Consider the following 21,487-nt stretch of genomic DNA (forward strand, 5'->3'; position numbering starts at 1 on the left):
TATAAAAGTACATAGGCTTATTTAATTAAAACTCCTAAATTTTTATTATATTATATATTACGAAAAAAATAGTATTAGTGAAATAATATTACAAAAGAATAAATTTAAGAAATATAGAAGTTTGAGAAAGTATGGTAAAATAGTTATTAATTTAAGGTTTAAACTACTTCTAAAACTTATTTTTATACAAATACTAAATTAGAGAAATATAAAAAATATTAAATCTAAGGAGGTGGGGAGTTTTATGATAGGTAATTTTTTAAATAACGAAACAGTTAGAATATCAGCAGTTATAATATTAAAAATAGTTTTATGTGTAATACTTAATGGAGCTATAGGATATAACAGAGAAAAAAAGGGGATGGTAGTAGGTATAAGAACCCACGTTATGGTTGGGCTTGTTGGTCTATTAATTCAAATAACATCATTAGAATATTATCGTATTAATGGTGGAGATAATGATGTGTTTAGATTAGCGGGACAATACATTTCGGGAATTGGGTTTTTAGGCGCTGGAACTATATTAAAAGATAAAAGAAGCGTAAAAGGATTAACTACTGCAGCATCAATATGCTTTGCAGCTATAATAGGACTAGCTGTAGGAACAGGTGTATATATTGCAACAAGTGTAGTTACACTTGTTGCTTATGCATTTTTAAATGATATATTTAAAATAAAAAATTTAGTATCTAAATCTAGAAATCTACATGCACATATTGAAGTTGGAATAAATGGGAATATAGCTAGTACAGTAGAAGGAATAAAGGATATGATAAGAGGTGGAGGCGGTGATATTGTATCTATTGAAATGCAAAAAAAATCTAATAGTGATGGAGTTAGGGTTAGATTTAAAATAAATATTGATGATGAACTTGATATAAGTGATATATTAACAGAAATTATGATTATAAGTGAAGTTGATAAGGTAGAATTAATAGAACATTAGGGTATAAATAAAAAATCCACAAAATAAATTGTGGATTTTTTTATTAGCTAAATATTGTTAAAAATTCATATAAATCACTTTGTTCTTTTTCATTATAATCAAGATGATATATATAAGTTAATATTTTTTCTAATTTTACTAATAATAATTTCTCTTTAATATTATTAACAGAGGTTATAGATTCTGTTATTTTTGATTGTATAATATCTATACTAGTAGAAGTACTTGTAATAGATTTTATTTTGTTTAATAACTTACTATATTCAGTATCATCTCTTTTTAATAAGTATATTTGAAGTAGATCATTCATTAATATTTTATTTTTAGATATTAATGACATGTCCATGTTTAAACCATTTTTAACTAAATATTGAGTTCTTAACTCTATTAGAGATGGAACTAAAGATAAAATTCAAATAACACTTGCATTTTCACTACCTTCATTTAGAAGTACTTCACCCATCATTTTTCTAGAAGAGTGTTTTTGGATGTTATTTAAGTTTTCTTCTTCATCAATAAGTCTACGAGGAAATACAATATGATTAGCTATTATAGCTAGCAATATGCCTATTATAACAAGAGCTACTCTAGACAGTATGATAGGATTAGCATTTGGAACATTTGCTGCAGCTGAGGCTATAGCAGCAATAGTAATACAAACTGCTAAATATTTATAATCAGAGATATATGACATAAAATATCCAGAGAATATTAATAATAACATTCTTAATGTAGGATCAGATGTTAAGCTGAAAAATACACCTACTATTAATGCACCAAGTATAGTACCAAAAATTCTTTTTTTAGATTTATTAACAGTGAATTCTAAATGTGGTTGTATTAAAGCAAATACTGTATATGCAGCCCATTCACCATGTTTTATATCAAATAATCTTACTATAAAAAATGTTATTGAAAACATTAAACCTAATCTTAAACCATATGCAATTCGTGTATTTTTTAAGCTTATAAAGTTTTTATTAATATGTAATTTCATAAATTCATCAGGAATAGATAATTCTTTGTTGGTATTTTGTTGTTTATTAGATGCAGAATCAAAGTTTTTAATTTCTGTATTAAATACTTTAATTGCACCAATAAAATCATAAATATCTATTGTTTTTGATATATCACTATTTTTATATTTATCTTCAAAGTTAGAAATATTGATGTTAGATTTGTTATCTTTCATATCATTTAATACAGTAGATATTTCATTTAAAAAATTAGAGTCTAAAGATTTATTTTTTAAGTTGTCCAATATTATATCGATTTTTTCAAAAGAAGATAATATGTTAATTGTATTTGATCCACATTCTGTAAGATGGGAATCGGTTTTTCCGTTATCAAATATAATTGACTTAAGTTTATTTATAGTTTCAGCTAAAATAATATCAGCTTCTTTTGTATTTTTATTTGATTTTAATAAATCAACCTTTAATAAAAGAGAATCTATTATAGTATCGAAACTTTTTTTCTAGACTTAATTAATTTGTTTTTGTTAGATAACATCTGGAATACCATTATCATAAAGGCGCCGAGAATTAATAATATTATTCTTTTGGGTAATTGTGATGTTGTTACAGGATAGGTTAATAATAATATGTAATGTAGTCCAACAAGCATATTGACAGGTTGCTTTAGTTCATAACTAAAATAATAACCTATAAATAGCATAATTAAAAAGTTTAAAATTAAACCTATAAATAAGTATTGTGATGATAAAAATGCGGATAAGCCAAGTATTAAATTTATTATTATCAAGCTTATTAAATTTTTAACTGGATTTACAGTTAAATCAAGAGATGATAACACTAACATTAACACTATGCTTGTAACGCCTAACATAGAATTTTCAGGACCAAATATACTTTTTAATATACCTACCATTAAAACAATTACTATGAATATTATTGTTTGAGATATAACTAAGGATATTAGTTCTTTTTTGTTTTTCTTCATGGGTAATCTTGTCTCCTTTAAATTTTTTCGGGTGTGTCTTTTTTGCATATTAGAATAGAATACCATGTATAAAAATTTTCTTCAATTAGATATATATAAAATAAAATTTAAAATTTCTGTTAATAAAAAAATAACAACTTCTAATATATGGAATATTAAAAGTCGTTAATTAGGTTATATTATATTATCAATACCATTTACAGCAGTTTGTTCATCTTCATCAATAGGAATAACAAGATATTTTTTACCATCTATTATTTGTGATTTTATTTGAGATACTTTTTCAGGTTTTACTTGAAGAACAATATCATAATTTTCAGTAGTAGTATTTTCAATTTTATCATTAGATTTTAAATTAGAATCTATATTTTCTTCCGAGTTACTATTAATATTTTCAAGGTCTTTAGTAATATCTTCAGCTAAAGTAGTAGTGTTATCTAACTCTGTTGCTACTTCATTTTCATTGTCTGATGAATTTACGATGATTTCAGTATTTGATGATATATTTTCATCTTCAGTATTTATAGAAAAATCCTTAGTTACTCTTTCAAGTTTGCTTTCTAGAATTTTTACTTGTCTTTCAAGCATTTCTTCTTTTTTCTTTTGAGCTTTTGTAGCAAGTGCCTTATTATCTAATAATATATCAGCGACAGGTGGAGTATCTCCAAAGTTTTCTGTATATGATTTTTCGATTTTAGTAGTAATTTCTTCAGGTACACCACTTAAAGATAATATTTCTTGAACAACATCATTAGTTAATATTATTGGTTTATCAGTGTCCTCATAAATACTATTATGTTCTTCAATTTTATTATTAAGACTTTCTTGTATTTCCATAAAGAAATGATCAGATTTTTTTTCATCTGGACCAAGAGCATCACGAACTATTTCATTAAATGCTTCTTTTTGCTCTGTATTGGTTTGTTTTGATGGACAACCTAAAGCATTTTCCATGAGTTCAGGATGAGTGTCTTTGGCATTTTTAGTATAATACATAATAGAGTTAACATCAGTACTGCGATTTATAAAAGCTGGAAAAACAAAACCGTTACTTGGTGCTTCAACTACCCAATCTCTAGTACGTGATTTAATACTATTTTCTTCTTCAAAGTATCTAAGACCTGCTTTAGATAGTTCAACTGGGCATATAGCACATAAAATATATTCATAAACTTCTTCAGACTCATCTAATTTTGCATTATCTTTAGTTTTAGTAATAACATCATAAGCATCATGGAAAATGAGAATTAAAAAATTACCAGTATAATCATAGTTACTTATAATTGAATTATAAAATTCATCAAGTAAAGAATCATCCTTTAATTGACTATTTTTTAATTTCATAAACTCTAATTGTTTTTCATTTATATGTTCTTCATTAAGTTCAAAATTAAGTTCTAAAATATTATTTCCAATAGTTCCAGAGAGAACTTTTTTTGCAATTTCTAAGAATTTGAAATAATCATCTTCTTCAAGATTTAAGAATGTTTCTCTAAATTTTAATAAAATATTCTTTTCACCATTAACGTAGCATCCACACATTTTAGTAAAGGTACAGTGGTCTTTTTTAAAGCGCTTCTTTAGTTCTAATATATCTTTTTTTCTCATATAATGGCCTCTCATTCTATTTATATTTATAGTACATATCAAAGAATATGTTACCATTACAAGTATAATATTCATTGAAAATCTGTGCAAGAAAGAAAAATGAAATTAAGAAGTTTATAACTTTTATAACTATAATTATAATTAATATATTATAGTTATAAATATTAAGAAAATATAGATGAGAGAAGGGATTGGTTTGGAAAATCAAGAGATAGATTTATTTCCAGCTGGATTAATAAGTTGTTTATTAAATAATAAAGAAGTAAGAATACTTAAAATATCTCCAGAAAATTTAACTTTACGTGTTTCAGAAGAAGTAGAAAGTATAAATGAGATAAAAGTTATGTTTTATATGTTTGATAAATCAAAATATGAAGAAATATATATAGAAAGTTATAAATTAATAGAAAGTATAAAAAGTGATTTTTATATATCTTACAAATTTAATATAAATGATAATAAGTACTTTAAAAATGTTAGAAGAATTTTTAATGAATATTCAAAATATGTTAGATTAAAAACTTATGGAGATGGTAACGAATTCTCTAGTGATATGATTAATTACCCAGATGAATTAGATTGTGATTTTTACGAGTATTATTCTGAACAAAAATATAGTTGGTTATTAAAATTCAATTATGAAGATTACGATATTAATATTATAAATAATATAGAAAAAGCTATTAAAATTGATAATTATAATTTATATAAAAAGTATTTAGACAAGGATATAGATTCTTTTAGAAAAGAATATTTAAAAGAAAATTTTATGGAGAATCATAATTTGTTTAAAGAAAATATTTCTAGGCTTTATATTGGGAATGAATTTTGTCATAATTTATTTCCAAGTGATAAAGAATTAATGGAAATGATAAAAAAGGCAAATAAAGAGAAGTTAAATATAACAATTTGTTTTACATATATTAGAGAATGTTATATAGAGAAGACTAAAGTCTTAATAGATAAGTTATATAATTGGTGTATTAGAAATAATAAAAAAATAGAGATAGTAATAAATGACTGGGGAATGCTAAAGCTAGTTGAGAATAAAGGGGAGTATCTTACTTTGTCTTTAGGGATATTGTTAAATAAAAGAAAGAAGGATCCTAGATATATTTATAAAAATGGATATGAGGAAAATAAAAATCTTATAGCAAAAAATAATCTTAATAGCAGAATTTTTACTAAGTTTTTAGAGCGAAATAATATAAAACGATATGAGTATGAAAGCTGTGGATATAAGATAGATATTGCAAAAGGAAATCATAGTTTACATATTCCTTTTTACGTAACTAATACATCTCAATATTGTACATTATATGCAATGTGTACTACTATGAACCGAGGAAATCAAAAGCTTGTAAAAGAATGTCCAATGTATTGTAGTGATTATGTATTTACGTATCCTAAACATTTAAAAATGGTAGGAAGATATAATTCTTTATTTGCTTTTGATGATATATTGCTTAAAGATTCAAAGAGTTTAGATGATTATATAAAAAGAGGAATAGATAGAATAGTTTTAAATTTTATATAAAGAGGAAAATAAGATGAAGATAATAGCAGGACTTGGATGTATAGATGATTATATAAGATTAGTTAAGGCCGGAGTTGATGAGGTTTTTTGTGGATATGTTCCATATGAGTGGAATAAAAAGTATGGAAGTTTATTTCCTTTAAATAGAAGAGAAGTGCTTTATTATAATATTCAAATTAATTCTTTAGAAGATATGAAAATATTAAAGAAAATGGTTGATAAATATAAGGTTCCAGTAAGTATTACATTTAATTACCTATATTATATTGAAGAACAATATGAAGAAATAATAAAGATAATGCAGGATTTAATTAATATTGGATTTGATGAATTTATTATAGCTGATATTGCGCTTATATTATATATAAGAAATAAGGGAATAAAATGTTTTATACATTTAAGTGGAGAATGTGCGGAAATTAACAGCTTATCTATGCAATTCTTTAATGAGTTGAATATAGCTAGATATGTTTTTCATAGAAAAAATACAATCGAGGATATGGAATCTTGCATAAGAAATAATAAAGTGAAAAATTTGGAATATGAAGCATTTATTTTAAATGAGAAATGTCATTATAGTGGGGCTTTTTGTAGTTCTCTCCATTGTGATGAAATGTCACATTTATGTACAATGTATTATGAATTAGCAAAGATTGGCAAAGAAAGTAATAATTTTAAAGAGGTAGATGAGAAGTATAGATTATATTATGAACAATTAGAGAATGAAGATGAGGATAAAATACATATACTAGGTAGTAGTGGTTGTGGTATATGTTCATTAAAAAAACTTAAAGACGCAGGGATAACTCATTTAAAGGTAGTTGGTAGAGGTAAATACATAGATTATATGAAAGAGGATATAAAAAAATTAAAGATAGCCATAGATATGATAAATGATAATAAAGATGAAAAGAGTTATGAAAATTCGGTAGAGAATATTATATTTAAGGGTAAATGTAGTAGGAATTGCTATTATTAATAGTGTAGTTACAAGAAAGTTATAAATTCTTTTTATAAAATAAACATAAGTCTCAGTAAAATAGTTTTTAAATTTTACTGAGATTTTTTTATAAAATTATTGAACTATGAAAAATTTAATAAGTCATAAATAAGTCATAATTTAAACATTTTGATTTCATATTTAATTGTAATAATGATAGCATCAACAAAAAAGTGAGCGATCATATGTTAAAGATTAAAAACTTAAGTAAAAGTTTTCAAGAAAAAAGTGTACTAAAAGATTTAAATGCAAATTTTGATAAGGGTTTAAATTTTATTTTAGGACCATCTGGAAGCGGAAAATCAACTTTACTTAAAATTATTTCTGGAATGGATAAGGATTATGAAGGGTTAATAACATATAAGGGAAAAGATTTAAAGGATTTTTTAGAAAAAGATATGAATTCTTATTATTTTAATTCTATAGGATTTATTTGGCAGAATTTTGGACTTATAGAACATTTATCTGTTGAGGATAATGTAAAAATGGTACTTAACTTAACTAAAGAAGATCAAGAAGTTATTAATGAAAAAGTGAATTTAATGTTAAAGAGATTAGGTATAGGAAAATTAGCAAAAGAGAATGTTTCTAAATTATATGGTGGACAGAAACAGAGAATTGCTATTGCTAGAGTATTAGTTAAAGAGCCAGAAGTTATAATTGCAGATGAGCCTACAGAAGCTTTAGATAAGGGAACATCAAAGGTTATTATGTCTGTATTAAAGAAAATATCAAAAGAAAGATTAGTAATTATAGTGACTCATGATAGGTCATTAATAGAAGAAAATTCTAATGTATATAAATTAGAAAAGGGGCAATTAGTTAAGATTAATGAAAGTGAATCAAATAATAAAGTTAAAAATAAGGAAGATTATATAAATCCAATGTTATCAATAAAAAATTCGATTTCTATTTCTATAAAAAATTTTAAAGGATTATTATTAAAAAGAATTTTAGTTTCAGTAGTACTTGCTCTTTCAGCATTTTTTATACTTTTAAATTTAAGTGGAGATGTTATTAGTAAGCAAGATGAAATATTAAATAAATTAATAGAGGAGAAAGGAAATAGGTTAAGAGAGATACAACTATTATCAAATGCAATTTCAGCATCAGGAACTGATAGTGAAGATGAAGAAAGTGGAGGTGCAAGCGGAAATATTAATATTAGACAAGATCCTTCAAAGGTTTTAGATAAGTATATGAATGATGAAAGAATAGAATATATAATTCCAATGGGTATTATTAATAATATGAAAGTCGAATTGCAAGGAGATAGTAATAAGTATTCGGTTGAAAATACAGGTACTTATCCTGTGTTTAACGATTTAGTTGAAGGAAGTTTACCACAGCTTAAAGGAAGAGAAGTAGCTGTAACTAATACATTTTTAAAGAATAATAATTTAAATCCAGAAGAGATTATAGGAAAAACTATTTCAATTACAGGAAGTGCATTTGATTGGTCAACGGGAACTCCAAATTAAATAACAATGAAAATTGAAGGTTTAAAAGTAGTTGGAGTTACAGATGGTAGTGCTATATTTAATTTGACAAATGGTGAAAAAATAGAACAAGAGTTTGAAGATTCATTTATTTATAGTGTAGATATACTTAAAGAAATTAAAGAAAAGTCAAATAATACAAGCGATAGTATTTCATTTAATATAAGAGTTAAAGATGTTAAAGATATAATGACAGTTGTGGAAGAGTTAAATAAAGAAGGATTAACACCACTAGGAGAATTTGAAAGTGTAAAGGACATATTAAAGATTAGTGATATATCTAAGGGAGGAGCAAAGTCTATTACTATAATAATTTCTTTATTAGGTTTATTAATAACTTTAGTAATAACTATAATTACGGCGAATTTAAGAAAGTATGAATTTGCAGTATTAAAAATCAATGGATATTCAAAAAGTAGTTTATTTACATTAAATATAACAGAAGGAATACTTATTTCATTAGTATCAATAGGTGTTTTTGCAATAATATTTGTCCCTATAAATGGATTATCCCTTAAATTATTTAATGTTGTATTAAGTGGTGGACAAAAGCAAAGAGTTGCAATAGCAAGGGCTTTAATTAATGATCCAGCAATTATTTTAGCAGATGAACCAACAGGTGCTTTAGATAATGAGAGTACAGAAAATATAATGAATATATTGAAAGATATATCTAAAAATAAAACTGTTATAGTAATCACTCATGATGATGATGTTTTAGATTATGCAGATGAGGTAATTAAGTTAGAGAATAATAAAATAGTAGCTGTTAAAGAAAATACAAATAATCAAACTGAACAGTTTAAAAAAGACAATTGGAAAAATCCAAGTATAGATAAGAAAACATTAAATAAACTATCTATAAAGAATTTTAAACTGAATTTTATAAAATATATTTTAGTAGCAATAATTATAGCATTTTCTACATCTACATTTATTGCATCATTTAGTGCAAATGAAATTGGAAATAAGGTATTTAATGATTTTAAAGAAAAAAATAGTTTTTATAATATAGGACAAATACCTAAATATTTTAGTGGACAAGTAGTTAATGAGAATTTAGAAGAATTAAAAGAGAAGATATTACAAAAAAGAGATAGCTATTTCATCAAGTATTGCTAATAAAATAGTTGAGAATATTCAAGATATTATGGGAGAAAAAATATCACTAAAATATGTAGATAAGAACAAAATTGAAAAAGAAATTCAGTTAGAAGTAACAGGTATAACAAATAGTTCCTTTCAAGACTTTATAGTAAGTAGTAATATTGAAAAGGAAATTTACGATAATATGGATTTGTCAGATAAAGATATAATTGCCATATCATTTACAGTAAAGGACTTTGCAAAAACTCCACAAGTAGAAAAAATTATTATTCTTATCATATATAATACTTGGAGTTGGGTTAGTGGTTTCAGCAGTAATTTTATATAAGATAAATAGCTCAAGAGAAGAGGAGTTTACAATACTTTCTGCAATAGGTTATAAAGAAGGAATTATTAAAAGAATATTATTTAAAGAAAGCTTAATGTTCGCTATAGTTTCAATAGTAATATAATTTATAATAAATGATAAGTTATTAAAGAAGGATAAAGTGTTATCTTTAAGATAATAAAGGAGCAATATATGAAAAGAAGAACTCTATTAATTATTGAGGATGAAGTGAAAATTAATAGTATGATAAGTGAATTTTTTTAGTTTAATGGATATAATACTATTTCGGCTTTAGATGGGCTAGAGGGAGTAAAGAAATTTAATGATAACGAGGAAATTGACTTAATAATTTTAGATGTAATGTTACCTAATTTAGATGGATTTACTGTATTAAATAGAATTAGAAAAAAGTCTAATATACCTGTAATTATGGTAACAGCAAGGGGAGATAAAGAAGATGTATTAATGGGTTATGAATATAAGGTTGATGATTATATTACAAAACCATTTAATTTAGATATATTATTAGCAAAGGTTAATGTGTTATTAGATAGGATTGAAATCCTATCTAATACAATACCAGAAAAGGTTATAAGTGATCTTATTGAAATAAATGGAGTAAAGTTAGATAAATTAAGTTTTAAAATATATGTTGATAATGAAGAAATTCAAATAGAAAGAAAACAATTTGAAATATTGCAATATTTAATGGGAAATAAAAACATTGTCATTTCAAATTTATATGAGTAATGTTGCGAGAAAAATTGCAAAGTCTAACTTTAATGTTAGGTATCCAGTTAAAACTAGTGATGAAATTGGTATATTAGGAGAATCACTAAATTCTATATCTTATAATTTGAAAAAATCTTTAAAAGAACTTAAAGTCTCGAATAAAAGATTAAAAGAGGAAATGGATATGCAAAAGATTCATGAGGAAAGAAGAAAGGAACTAGTAGGCAATATTTCACATGAGCTTAAAACACCCATAACTATTATTCAAGGAAGTATAGAAGGATTAAAAAGTGGTATTTATTCAGAAGATATATATAGTAATATTTTAGAAGAAACAACAAGAATGAATGAATTGGTAATGGAAATGCTAGATATATCTAAAATAGATGCTCCAAGCTTTAAATTAAATATAGAAGTATTTGATTTATATAATATAATATAATATAATGTTAAAAGAATTAGATAAACTAAAAATAATGATAAATGATAAGTTAATTAATGTATCCTTAGATATACAAACAGTATCAGAAGAGGATGAACTATTTGTATATGGATATGAAAAGAGAATAGGAGAAGTATTAAGGAACTTAATGACTAATGCAATAAAGTACACTGATGAAAAAGAAAATGTAAAAATAATCATTAAAAAAGAGTGTACTAAATATAGGTTTACTATAGAAAATTTTGGTGTAACTTTATGTGAAGAAGATTTAAAAAATATTTGGGAGCCGTTTTTTAGAAAAGAAAAATCAAGAAATAAAAGGTTTGGTGGAACTGGCCTTGGTTTATATATAGTAAAAAGAATTTTAGAACTGCATGAAAGTGAGTATAGAGTGAGTTCAAGTAATAATAGCGTAGTATTTAGTTTTACATTAAATAAAGTAGAAATATAAATTAAAGAGTTCATCATAGTATTTACTATATTATGGTGAATTTTTTATGGAAATAAATATTAAGTAGATAAGAAAAGTATTGGCTGATATAATAAATAATCAGAAGTGCTTAATATCACTTTAAAATTAATTTTATTTACAAAGGAGTACTTAAATGAAATATTATTTAGCACCAATGGAAGGTATCACAGGACATATATATAGAAATGCTTATTCAAAATATTTTAATAATATAGATAAATACTTTACACCATTTATTGTACCAAATCAAAGTACAAGTCTTAAAACAAAAGAGTTAAGGGACATGTTACCAGAAAATAATGAAGGACTATATATAGTACCACAAATACTTACTAATGATGCAGAAGGATTTATTACTACTGCTAAGAAGTTACAGCAATTAGGGTATGATGAGATTAATCTAAATTTAGGATGTCCAGCTGGGACTGTTGTTTCAAAAAACAGGGGTTCAGGATTTCTAGGACAACGAGATGAGCTTGATAGTTTTTTAGATGAAATATTTAAAATTACTGATATGAAAATATCAGTAAAGACTAGGATAGGAAAAGATAGTCCAGATGAGTTTTATGAGTTAATAAAGATATATAATAAATATCCTATGGAAGAATTAATAATACATCCTAGAACAAGAGAGGATTTCTATGGGAATACACCTAACTTAGATGTATTTAAGGATGCTATATCTTTAAGCGAAAATACGTTGTGCTATAATGGAGATATTTTTACAGTTCAAGATTATAAAAAAATAACAGAAGTATTTCCTAATATAGATAAAGTTATGTTAGGAAGAGGTATATTAGCTAATCCAGGATTAATGGGGGAAATAATAGGTAATACTTATGTAGATAAAAAAATATTAAGAGATTTCCATGATGAAATATTTAATAATTATACTGATTTACTAAAAGAAGATAAAAATGCAATGTATAGAATGAAAGAGCTTTGGGGATATATGTCTCATATATTTACAAATAATAAAAAGTATTATAAAAAAATTAAGAAAGCACAAAAAGCGAAAGATTATATAGAAGCAGTTTCAAGTTTATTTGAGGAGCAAGAAATTATTAAAGGAGCTGGATTGTTTAGTGAAGAAGAATAAACAATAATAGGGTATAAATAAGTGAGGGTTCAAATTTAAAGTTTTTGAATCCTCATTTTTAAATTTAAAGATAAATAAAAGATTTAACTTATTTTTTGTGGATAATAATTCATAATATGTAATATATGATAAAATATAAATATACCTAAGATTATTTTAAAGGAGAATATTTATGTTGAACTTAACAAAGGGAGCATTGCTTGACTTATCTAAAAAAGATCCAGATTTAAGATTATTACAAGTAGGACTAGGATGGGATACTAGAATGGATTTAGATTCTCATGCTTATTTGCTTGATAATAATAATAAGTTAGTAGAACATGTTAGCTTTAGCAATTTAAAGGGGGCTGGAGTTAGATTAAATGGTGATAATATGACAGGAAAAGGTGATGGAGATGATGAAATAGTTTTTGTTAACTTTTCTGAATTAAAAGATAATGTATCGAGAATATCTTTTTATGTTAATATATTTTCATTTAATCCATTTTCAAAGAAGGATTTTTCACAAGTAAAGGGTGCCTATGTAAGATTAATTAACTCAGAAACTAATAAAGAATTATGTAAATATAATATTACTGATAGTGGAAAAGGAGTAAGAGTTTTTCATTTTGCAGATTTAGTTAGAGTAAATGGAACATGGTCATTTGAGGCTATAGGCAATCCATGTGAAGGTAAATTATTGCAGATAGAACAAAGTTTTAATAAGTAAAATGTTGTTTGATTAAAAAAATAAATATAAAATAAAAGTTGATAAAAAATTGAACTGACTGCTGTCAAGTAGATAAGATAAATCATAAATTATCTAAAAGACACTTTTAGAACGAAGTATTAAAAAATGAAATCAAACAAATTTTTAACTTTAATAATTATAGTATGTTAGATATATTGTAACTAGAAGAAAAAATACCTATATATTAGATAATTTTATCTAATATATAGGTATTAATTTTATTCTGTCACATTAACCCATACAGGATTAGTAACAGCAGTTTTACCAGTAGTATCTTCTATAATAAAGTTATACCATGTATTTTTAGTAGGAACTAAATCAAATTGAAATAATTCTTCTATATTTGTACCATCAAATTCTTTTTCAGCTACTTTATTACCTTCACTCATAACATAAACTTTTTTAATTCCATTTACAGATTGAGCTTTTATATTAATGTTAAATGCTTCTCCAGATTTAACATTGTAGGTTTCAGCAAACATCTTATCAGTGTCTACGATAGGGCCCATACTAACATAAGCATGACCTTTCATTAATTCATCTAAAAACTTAGCTTCTGTTAACTCACCATCAACTTTAACAAAAGATCTTATTATACCAGAGTATAATGTTGACCAAACATCATGAGTATCTGTTCCACCAGTTAAGTAGTATTTCTTATCAGCTTGTCCTATTTGCTCATTCCATAATTTATAAACTCTATCTAAAGTTTTCTTTTCATAGTTATCATTATCATATAAATTCATAGTAGGTTGTAATTCAACTAAATCAAAGTCGGGTACATATCCACCAGGAATAGTATTCGATTCATCAGCAGTGAAATATCCATAAGAAGTATAAGGGTGATTACTTATTACTAAACAACCTAAGTCGTGTCCAGCTTTCATGATTTCAGCTGCAGTTCCCTTTGGATCTATTGACTTATCAGAAGGCATATTAAGTATATTAAAGTGAGCCCAGCTTGGAGATACTTCTAAACTTGGAATAAAAGGTTTCTTTTGAGTTTTTGCAAGTTCTTTCATTTTATCATGATTTTCTACTTCGTCGTGATCACTTATAAATAATAAGTCTAATTGACTACTAAGTTCAGATATAACTAAATCTTTTGGAGGAGTTATTCCATCACCTAAATTACTGTGGTGGTGTAAATCTGCTCCGTACCAACCATTAGAGTTTGGATCTATTATCATATCTATACCAACATTAATTTCTTTAGTTTCACCAGGTTTAAGATTTAAAGAAATATCTTCACCTTTGCTTACAAAGTCTTTACCAGAAGAAATATTTAATTGATAATCGACATTTGGATCTAAAACAAAGCTTGCATTTCCTGTTTTATCAAGATCTGTAAAGTAAGTACTTGAACCTAGGTATCTTACAACAGGAAGAGTAGCTCCCTTAACTTCTATACGAGCATCAAGTGGTTCATTCGTGCTTTTATCAAAAGCAGATAAATTAACAGTTCCACCTTGAGCTAGTCCGTTAAAATCTTGAGTAGTTACGTCACCAGCATTAATATTTATGTCCATCTTTTGAGTTGGAGCATAGTTTTCAGCTATTGCATAAACCTTATATTCACCGGAAGGAAGGTTTAACTCGTAATTACCATTTTCATCACCAACAGTCCATGTAAATGGTTGAAATTCTTTAACAACTGTTCCTGCTTCCAATGTATACCCAGTTGTATCCTCAAATTGTCCTTCTTTTTCAACAACTAATATAGGATTAGCAACAGTTTTACCATCTGAGTCAATTTTACCTTTTAATGTACCAGTTTTTTCGTTCTTTAAAGCTAGTGCTTTATCTGTTACAGGGGAGTTGCTACCACCTTTTTCTATTTGTAATATAGCATTGAAGGTCTTAGATTCTCCAGGTTGTAATGTTGTTAATTGATATAAGTCTTTATATCCAGATGTACCTGTATATCTGTTGGTATCTGGAACATGAAGAGCTATAGTATAATCTTTATTGTAAGTAGTAATATATTGACCTAAAGGTTCATTTACAGTTATTTTCTTTGTTTTTTTATCAGTTGTACTATAACCGAAGGGTCCAAACATATATCCACCTAAGTTTGTCATAGTATATCCACTTAATAAATCTGTATAGGATTCCTTTTTGTCTGTATTTTCAAACTTAGTAACCATTTCAACTTCGTTACTTCCAGCTTCGAGTGTATAAGTTGTAATTACATTAACAGGTGATTTATTGTCACGAACAAACGTTCTTTCAGCTATAACAATACCTTTTGTTTCTGTGCTATTTTCTGTATCTACATAAACCTTTTCTGGTTTATCACTAACCCAGCTACTCCATTCATCTGCTAAGAATTCTACATCATAAACTCTATCCTTATCAAATTTTCCATCTGTAATTGTAGTTGCATCAATGATACTACCTTTCGGATTCCCCCAAGGGTTTGCAGTATCAACGGCAAATGAAACGGCAATTTTATCATTATACATTGTAATATCGTTTTCATTTATTGCAGCTCCACCAGGAATAGGAGTACGCCCAGTTTGGAACTTAACCTCTCCATTGTTTTTTGACGATGTACTTGATGTTGATGAACATGCAACAGTAGATGCAGTTAAAGCAACACTAAGTAGTAAAGCACTGATTTTTTTTAAGCTTGTCATATTTACATCTCCTTAATATTAACGTTTACACAATAATAAAATACCCAAAAAATTACTTTTATTACAGTGCAAATATAATTTTATATAGCACTCCCTATTCTGTCAATAAATTGCAAAAAGAATATTAATCTTTGTATTAATATTACAAAATATGTTGTTAAAATTTGTACATATTTATTTAAATATTTTAATAAATTAAAAAATATTTAGTTTAAGTATGCTATTTATGCTTGAAAAAGTATAAAAGATTTATTATTACTTCTTTCTAAATATTCTTGTATCACATATATCTTAACTTCATGTGATGGTTAGATTTTCTTTCTATGAAAAATGCTCCCCTATAGTAAACAGTTTTTATTATTTTAACTGTTTACTATAAAGGGAGCATATCAAATTTATAAACTTTTATTTTATATATTTATTTGTAAAATTAGTAATAGTTGTCCAATAAGTTTCTGGATCTACCTCCGATGATTTAGCATGTCCAGCTCCTTTTATTGTTAACATTTCTTTTTCAGAGTTTGTTGAGTTATAAAGTTCTTCCATCATGAAATAAGGAACAAAGTCATCTTGATCTCCATGTATATATAAAATTGGAGTTTTAGATTTTTTTACTTGTTCTATAGATGAAGCCTCTCCAAGAGAATAACCAGCTCTGATTTTTGCAACTAAAGATGATACATGCATAATTGGGAATTCAGGAAGAGAGAATAAATCATCTAATTGATAAGAAAATTGATCCCAAACAGAAGTATAGCCACAATCAGCAATTATTGCTTTTATATTAGATGGCAGAGCTTCGCCAGAAGTCATAGTAACTGTTGCTGCCCCCATCGAAACACCATGTAGAATAATTTCAGCATCAGGATTTTCGTTTAATATTATATTTATCCATGAAATAATATCTAATCTATCATCCCAGCCCATTCCGATATAATCACCATCACTTAATCCATGAGCTCTTAAGTCAGGAATTAATATATTATATCCCATATCATAATATTTTTTAGCATATGTACTCATATTCAATCCTTCACTTGTATACCCATGTACTGTTATAACCCATTTATTAGAAGATACTTCATTTTTAATTTTATAACTATGAAGTTTTAAATTATCGGAAGAAGTAATATATTCATCTATATAATTAGATTTATTTAATAACCATGCCTTATCTTCATCTAAAACTTGTCCGCTTGTAGCTTCTTGTTCTTCAGGTGTTCCAAATACAATATCTTTTGATGTGTTTGGATTTAAAGCTAAATTATAAAAATAGTTACCTATTAAAGCTAAAGCTACAATTATAAGTAATATAAGAGTAGATAAAGTTATTTTTAAAATTTTCTTTTTTTTCATTTTAAGAGTCTCCTTTGTTGATATTTATTATAAAAGGCAAATAATTTGAAAGTCAAATTAAAGTAATGTTATTTTAACATGGCTATATGAAATAGACAATAAAAAAATATTGGTTATATGGTAAATAAATTATTAAATTTTAGATATAAAAAAATTATCTTTAAATATTAATGATAAGTGATAAAAAATTAACATATGCCTATATATATATATTGGTAAAAAATAATTTTGACTATATTGAAAAAATATATATAATAAAAGAAGTGATTTTTTTTGTAGAATATGATGTGGGGTGACATAAATTAAATGGAAGATAGAAATAAACTTCAAGAGGAAATAATGAAGGCTGATAACAAAAGTTTTGAAAAAATGTGGAAAAATATAGATGAAAATTGTAATTTGAAAGCCTTTTTAGAAAAAATGACTAAGGATGAATTAGTTAAAATAGCTAAGAAGTATTCCGTAAAAGGTATTACAACATTAAAAAAAGCAGAAGCTGTTGAAAAAGTAATGAATGTAATATTAGAAAATACAAAAGTTGCTTTAGAGTTAATGGAAGAAGGTACTTTAAGATATATAGAGGAATTACTTAAAGAGAGCGGACTTAAAAAATATGAATGTAATGAAATGATTTATATTAACTACCTAAGGAATAGAGGATTAGCTTTTTCAGGAATAAAGGAAGATGAAGCTTTTGTAGTTATACCTGAAGAATTAAAAGGTATAATTAGTGGACAGTTAGATAAAGAGCTAAAGGATAAAGTTAGATTAAATGAAGAAATAATAAAAGCTGTTTCAGGAATGGTGTATTATTATGGTATTTGTAAATTTGATTTTATTAAATCTAATATAGAAAACATATTTGCAACTAGCTTTGATGAAATATACATAAATACATTAATAACAAATGGAGAAGAACTTGGATATGATTATGTTATTGATGGAGATATAGTTTGTAATATAGACGTAGAAGACACTGAAAAGATATTAAATCTTCAAAAAGATTGCCAAAATGATTATTATAGATTTGATAAAAAATCTTTAATAAAAGCAGGTAAAATTGATTTTGTTGAAGAAAATAAACAAAGTACTAAATTAGAAAAAGTACTTGGAGAGTTATTTGTTATTGATAAAAATATATTAAAAGAGGAAATGGATGGCTTTATAGTTGCTATAAAAAATGAAGTGGAAAAGGCAGAGGCTATAGATATATTTTTACAAGCATATGAAATACAATCGGATGAAGAGAGAGAAATATTTATATATGAATTAGAGGTTCTAGCAAAGAGCATTAGAAAATGGTCTCTAAAAGGTTATACTGAAAATGAAATAGAAAAGGCAAATGCTAGAGTTGTTAATGAAGTTAAAATAGGAAGAAATGATCCATGCATATGTGGAAGTGGTAAAAAGTACAAAAAGTGTTGTGGATAAACTAAGTATAGACTAAAAAAAAGATGCGTATTAATACGTATCTTTTTTAGTATAATTTAAAAGTCCTAAAAAGTTAGAATAAAGATTTTAAAATAACTATTTGATAATTAAGTGATGAATTAAATTTTAAAAAAGTAATAAAAATTAATTACCAATGATATTATTACAAGTAATAATTATTAGAAATGCGGAATAATGAAATGTTATTGTAAAGGTAAACATTGGCGTTTTAACTACATAAAATATATTGAAGATACAAAAGAGGGAAAATTTTTAAATATATTTGTGGGGTGAATTGGAATGTTTAGTGCAATAATAATGTTACTAGGTGCTTCTATACTCATGATGATTTCTGTAAAAATATTTACAAAGCAAATGAATTTAATTAATAATGGGGAAAAGAAAAAAGCAAAAGTTGTTGAGTTACAGTCCTTTAGTTATATAACTTATGGTACTGAAAAAAATAAAATATATAATGTAGATATAAATCCGGTATTAGAGATTGATTTAGGTAATGAAAAATTAAGAGTTGATTATCATGATTATGATGAAATGTGTGATTTAAAAGAGGGGGACGAAGTTGAGTTAATTTATCCAAAAGATAATATAAGGGAAATAACTAGATATTCAAAATATGAACTACTTAAAAACTCAGTTTTGTTTGGGATAATATCAATTATAGTTATGATAATAGCTATAAGTTTAATTATAATATAATTTTATTAGTAATATGACTGTATAAAAATTATACTATGAATTTATTACAAGTTATGAATAATAGGTTCTTTTATATGAAGTATATTATTTTATAATTTATAGTAGTATAAGTTTATACAGTTTTTTTGAATAGATTTTTAAAGCTTAGTCATATAAGTGATAAATAATTTCAAATAGGACTAGATTAAAGTAGTTAATTTATTTTATAATAATACTATATTTTTAATTTTTTTTAGGAGAGTGAAACAAATGATACGTAAAGAGTCTGAAGACGTTTTAAATATGTTGTTAGTAAAATTATTTAATGATATTTTAAAAATTGAGGGAGCAGCTATAAAACAAGGTGAGTTTAGCGATTTATCTGTTACAGAGACTCATATTATTGAGGCAATCGGTAAGGATAGAGAAATGACTATGACAGAAGTAGCTAATGATTTAGAAATTACAGTAGGAACATTAACTACAGCTATAAATAGATTAATAAAAAAAGAATATGTTGAAAGAAGAAGAATAGAAGAAGATAGACGTGTTGTTTTGATAAAATTAACAAGTAAAGGTGAAAAGGCATTTGATAGTCATGCACAATTCCATGATGATATGATTAAGAGTATTATTAAGGAACTTCCAGAAAGTGAAGAAGCTGTTCTTATAGCATCACTAAAAAAAATGACAAACTTCTTCGAAGAAAAGTACAATCTTCATAAGTAAAGCTCCAAATTTTAATTTGGTTAGCTGAACTTACACCTACGAGTGGAGCGAGTAGAGTGTTTCATTAAGAGTTCCAAATTTTAATTTGGTTAGCTGAACTTATGGCAACGGAACAAGACGTAATATATTTTATTAAATGGGTGGGGAAGAAATAGGATGGGAATGACATATAGTTCAAGTATGGAGGTCGCTAAAATTGCTACGCAAATGGCGATATCCACAAGAGAAGAGGAAGAACAGTTAAAAGAATCATATAAGAAGTTAAGTATTTTAGTTACAGCAGTTAATATAGGTGGAAATATTAATGAGTCTACATCTAAAATATTAGAAAGGGCTTTAGTAGCAGCTAAAAGAAGTAATGTTATTAGAGATGAGCATTTACATGAGGGTGGGATCATAGGAGCTACTAGAGATGCATTAATGCAGATTAGAGAAAGAGCTAGTGGACAAAATGTAGGTGGAAAAGTAGGAATAGCTAGAAAAGGACAACATATGAGTGTTTGTATCTTTTTAAGTGTAGGGCTTTTGCATTTAGATGAAGTTGTAATTGGAATAGGACATAGAGCTGTACCAGAATAATTAGATAGATTAGTATAAGTGTTTTATACTAATCTATTTTTTTTGTTTTGAATAAAAAGATATTTAATAACAAACTCTAATATAGAAATATAGTAAAAGAATAAGTTTGTTATTTATATAACGAAGAAGTAGGTGTTAAGTTGGAATAATAGTTTAAAAAAATAAAATATAAATATAAAAAACATATGATTTAAAATAAGAAAAATGTCTAAAAAAAATACATAGTGTTGAAAATGTTATCATTATTGAAAAAACTAGAGTCTTATGGTTGTTGAAAGTAAGGGGAGAAAATAAAATAAAAAAAGTTTCAAAAAAAGTTTGACAAAAAATAAACAATTGAGTACAATAAGTGTGTGGACAAGTTAAAAACTTAACAATCAAAACAAAAGCTTAACAAAGTCACAGATTAGATTAAAGATATCAATTAAAATTATTATAAATATTGATTATTTAGGAGGATGTAATAAATGAAAGTTACAAACGCTCAAGAATTAACAGCAAGAATTAAACAATTAAGAGAAGCACAAAAGAAATTCGCTACTTACACTCAAGAACAAGTAGATGAAATTTTCAGACAAGCAGCTTTAGCAGCTAA

The 21,487-nt window shown here is 25.6% G+C and carries 22 protein-coding genes; 16 read left to right on the forward strand and 6 right to left on the reverse strand.

The features are described from left to right. Positions 1–244 precede the first annotated feature (244 nt). Positions 245–946 carry an MgtC/SapB family protein gene (locus I4V51_RS17450; RefSeq protein WP_195989711.1) on the forward strand — a complete coding sequence of 234 codons (702 nt, stop codon included), beginning with the start codon at positions 245–247 and terminating at the stop codon, positions 944–946. Positions 947–989: 43 nt separating this feature from the next. Here the strand turns inward: I4V51_RS17450 and I4V51_RS17455 are convergent, their stop codons facing one another. The 4 genes from I4V51_RS17455 to I4V51_RS17470 all read right to left on the reverse strand — a co-directional run bounded on the left by I4V51_RS17455 (position 990) and on the right by I4V51_RS17470 (position 4,516). Further along, positions 990–1,292: a hypothetical protein gene (locus tag I4V51_RS17455; RefSeq protein WP_195989712.1), complete on the reverse strand. Its 303-nt coding sequence runs from the start codon at positions 1,290–1,292 to the stop codon at positions 990–992. A gap of 66 nt (positions 1,293–1,358) precedes the next feature. Next, positions 1,359–2,207 (reverse strand): FUSC family protein, encoded by an 849-nt coding sequence (locus I4V51_RS17460; protein WP_195989713.1) that lies wholly within the window; start codon positions 2,205–2,207, stop codon positions 1,359–1,361. A gap of 194 nt (positions 2,208–2,401) precedes the next feature. Beyond that, positions 2,402–2,908, reverse strand: a complete 507-nt coding sequence (locus tag I4V51_RS17465; RefSeq protein WP_195989714.1) for a hypothetical protein — start codon at positions 2,906–2,908, stop codon at positions 2,402–2,404. 174 nt (positions 2,909–3,082) lie between these two features. Next, positions 3,083–4,516, reverse strand: coding sequence for a DUF4317 domain-containing protein (locus I4V51_RS17470; protein ID WP_195989715.1), 1,434 nt, complete (start codon positions 4,514–4,516; stop codon positions 3,083–3,085). Positions 4,517–4,712: 196 nt separating this feature from the next. Here I4V51_RS17470 and I4V51_RS17475 point away from each other — a divergent pair, with 196 nt between their 5' ends. The 11 genes from I4V51_RS17475 (at position 4,713) to I4V51_RS17520 (ending at position 13,441) form a co-directional block, all read left to right on the forward strand. Next, positions 4,713–6,053, forward strand: a complete 1,341-nt coding sequence (locus I4V51_RS17475; RefSeq protein ID WP_195989716.1) for a hypothetical protein — start codon at positions 4,713–4,715, stop codon at positions 6,051–6,053. Positions 6,054–6,066: 13 nt separating this feature from the next. Further along, positions 6,067–7,032, forward strand: coding sequence for a U32 family peptidase (locus I4V51_RS17480; protein WP_195989717.1), 966 nt, complete (start codon positions 6,067–6,069; stop codon positions 7,030–7,032). Positions 7,033–7,238: 206 nt separating this feature from the next. Further along, entirely contained in the window at positions 7,239–8,534 is a 1,296-nt protein-coding gene (locus I4V51_RS17485) for an ABC transporter ATP-binding protein (RefSeq protein WP_195989718.1), read from the forward strand. Positions 8,535–8,540: 6 nt separating this feature from the next. After that, a complete protein-coding gene (locus I4V51_RS17490) occupies positions 8,541–9,674 on the forward strand; it encodes an ATP-binding cassette domain-containing protein (RefSeq protein WP_243281551.1) in 1,134 nt (377 codons plus the stop codon). Positions 9,675–9,702: 28 nt separating this feature from the next. Continuing rightward, positions 9,703–9,987, forward strand: coding sequence for a hypothetical protein (locus I4V51_RS17495; protein ID WP_195989719.1), 285 nt, complete (start codon positions 9,703–9,705; stop codon positions 9,985–9,987). Next, the gene (locus I4V51_RS17500) at positions 9,962–10,111 is read left to right on the forward strand and encodes a hypothetical protein (protein WP_195989720.1); all 150 of its coding nucleotides are present in this window, start codon (positions 9,962–9,964) and stop codon (positions 10,109–10,111) included. The genes I4V51_RS17495 and I4V51_RS17500 overlap by 26 nt, the downstream gene beginning before the upstream one ends. Before the next feature lie 158 nt (positions 10,112–10,269). Beyond that, positions 10,270–10,737 (forward strand): response regulator transcription factor, encoded by a 468-nt coding sequence (locus I4V51_RS17505; protein WP_347708670.1) that lies wholly within the window; start codon positions 10,270–10,272, stop codon positions 10,735–10,737. Next, a complete protein-coding gene (locus I4V51_RS20970; protein WP_207746013.1) occupies positions 10,712–11,161 on the forward strand; it encodes a histidine kinase dimerization/phospho-acceptor domain-containing protein in 450 nt (149 codons plus the stop codon). The genes I4V51_RS17505 and I4V51_RS20970 overlap by 26 nt, the downstream gene beginning before the upstream one ends. A gap of 4 nt (positions 11,162–11,165) precedes the next feature. Continuing rightward, the gene (locus I4V51_RS17510; protein ID WP_195989721.1) at positions 11,166–11,612 is read left to right on the forward strand and encodes an ATP-binding protein; all 447 of its coding nucleotides are present in this window, start codon (positions 11,166–11,168) and stop codon (positions 11,610–11,612) included. Between the two features lie 154 nt (positions 11,613–11,766). Next, the gene (locus I4V51_RS17515) at positions 11,767–12,732 is read left to right on the forward strand and encodes a tRNA-dihydrouridine synthase family protein (RefSeq protein ID WP_195989722.1); all 966 of its coding nucleotides are present in this window, start codon (positions 11,767–11,769) and stop codon (positions 12,730–12,732) included. Between the two features lie 172 nt (positions 12,733–12,904). Further along, the gene (locus I4V51_RS17520; protein ID WP_195989723.1) at positions 12,905–13,441 is read left to right on the forward strand and encodes a TerD family protein; all 537 of its coding nucleotides are present in this window, start codon (positions 12,905–12,907) and stop codon (positions 13,439–13,441) included. 239 nt (positions 13,442–13,680) lie between these two features. Here the strand turns inward: I4V51_RS17520 and I4V51_RS17525 are convergent, their stop codons facing one another. After that, positions 13,681–16,101: a CehA/McbA family metallohydrolase gene (locus tag I4V51_RS17525; RefSeq protein ID WP_195989724.1), complete on the reverse strand. Its 2,421-nt coding sequence runs from the start codon at positions 16,099–16,101 to the stop codon at positions 13,681–13,683. Between the two features lie 405 nt (positions 16,102–16,506). Then, on the reverse strand, positions 16,507–17,457 hold the full coding sequence (locus I4V51_RS17530) for an alpha/beta hydrolase (RefSeq protein ID WP_195989725.1): 951 nt from the start codon (positions 17,455–17,457) through the stop codon (positions 16,507–16,509). A gap of 306 nt (positions 17,458–17,763) precedes the next feature. On the opposite strand from I4V51_RS17530, the gene I4V51_RS17535 reads away from it, so the two are divergent. The 4 genes from I4V51_RS17535 (at position 17,764) to I4V51_RS17550 (ending at position 20,892) form a co-directional block, all read left to right on the forward strand. Beyond that, positions 17,764–18,888: an SEC-C metal-binding domain-containing protein gene (locus I4V51_RS17535; protein ID WP_195989726.1), complete on the forward strand. Its 1,125-nt coding sequence runs from the start codon at positions 17,764–17,766 to the stop codon at positions 18,886–18,888. A 300-nt stretch (positions 18,889–19,188) separates the two neighbouring features. Next, positions 19,189–19,605, forward strand: a complete 417-nt coding sequence (locus I4V51_RS17540; protein WP_195989727.1) for a hypothetical protein — start codon at positions 19,189–19,191, stop codon at positions 19,603–19,605. Positions 19,606–19,854: 249 nt separating this feature from the next. After that, a complete protein-coding gene (locus I4V51_RS17545) occupies positions 19,855–20,313 on the forward strand; it encodes a MarR family winged helix-turn-helix transcriptional regulator (protein WP_195989728.1) in 459 nt (152 codons plus the stop codon). Between the two features lie 156 nt (positions 20,314–20,469). Then, positions 20,470–20,892, forward strand: a complete 423-nt coding sequence (locus I4V51_RS17550) for a HutP family protein (protein WP_195989729.1) — start codon at positions 20,470–20,472, stop codon at positions 20,890–20,892. Positions 20,893–21,487 lie beyond the last annotated feature (595 nt).

This window comes from Clostridium sp. D53t1_180928_C8 (genome assembly GCF_015667795.1).
Lineage (GTDB): Bacteria > Bacillota > Clostridia > Clostridiales > Clostridiaceae > Clostridium.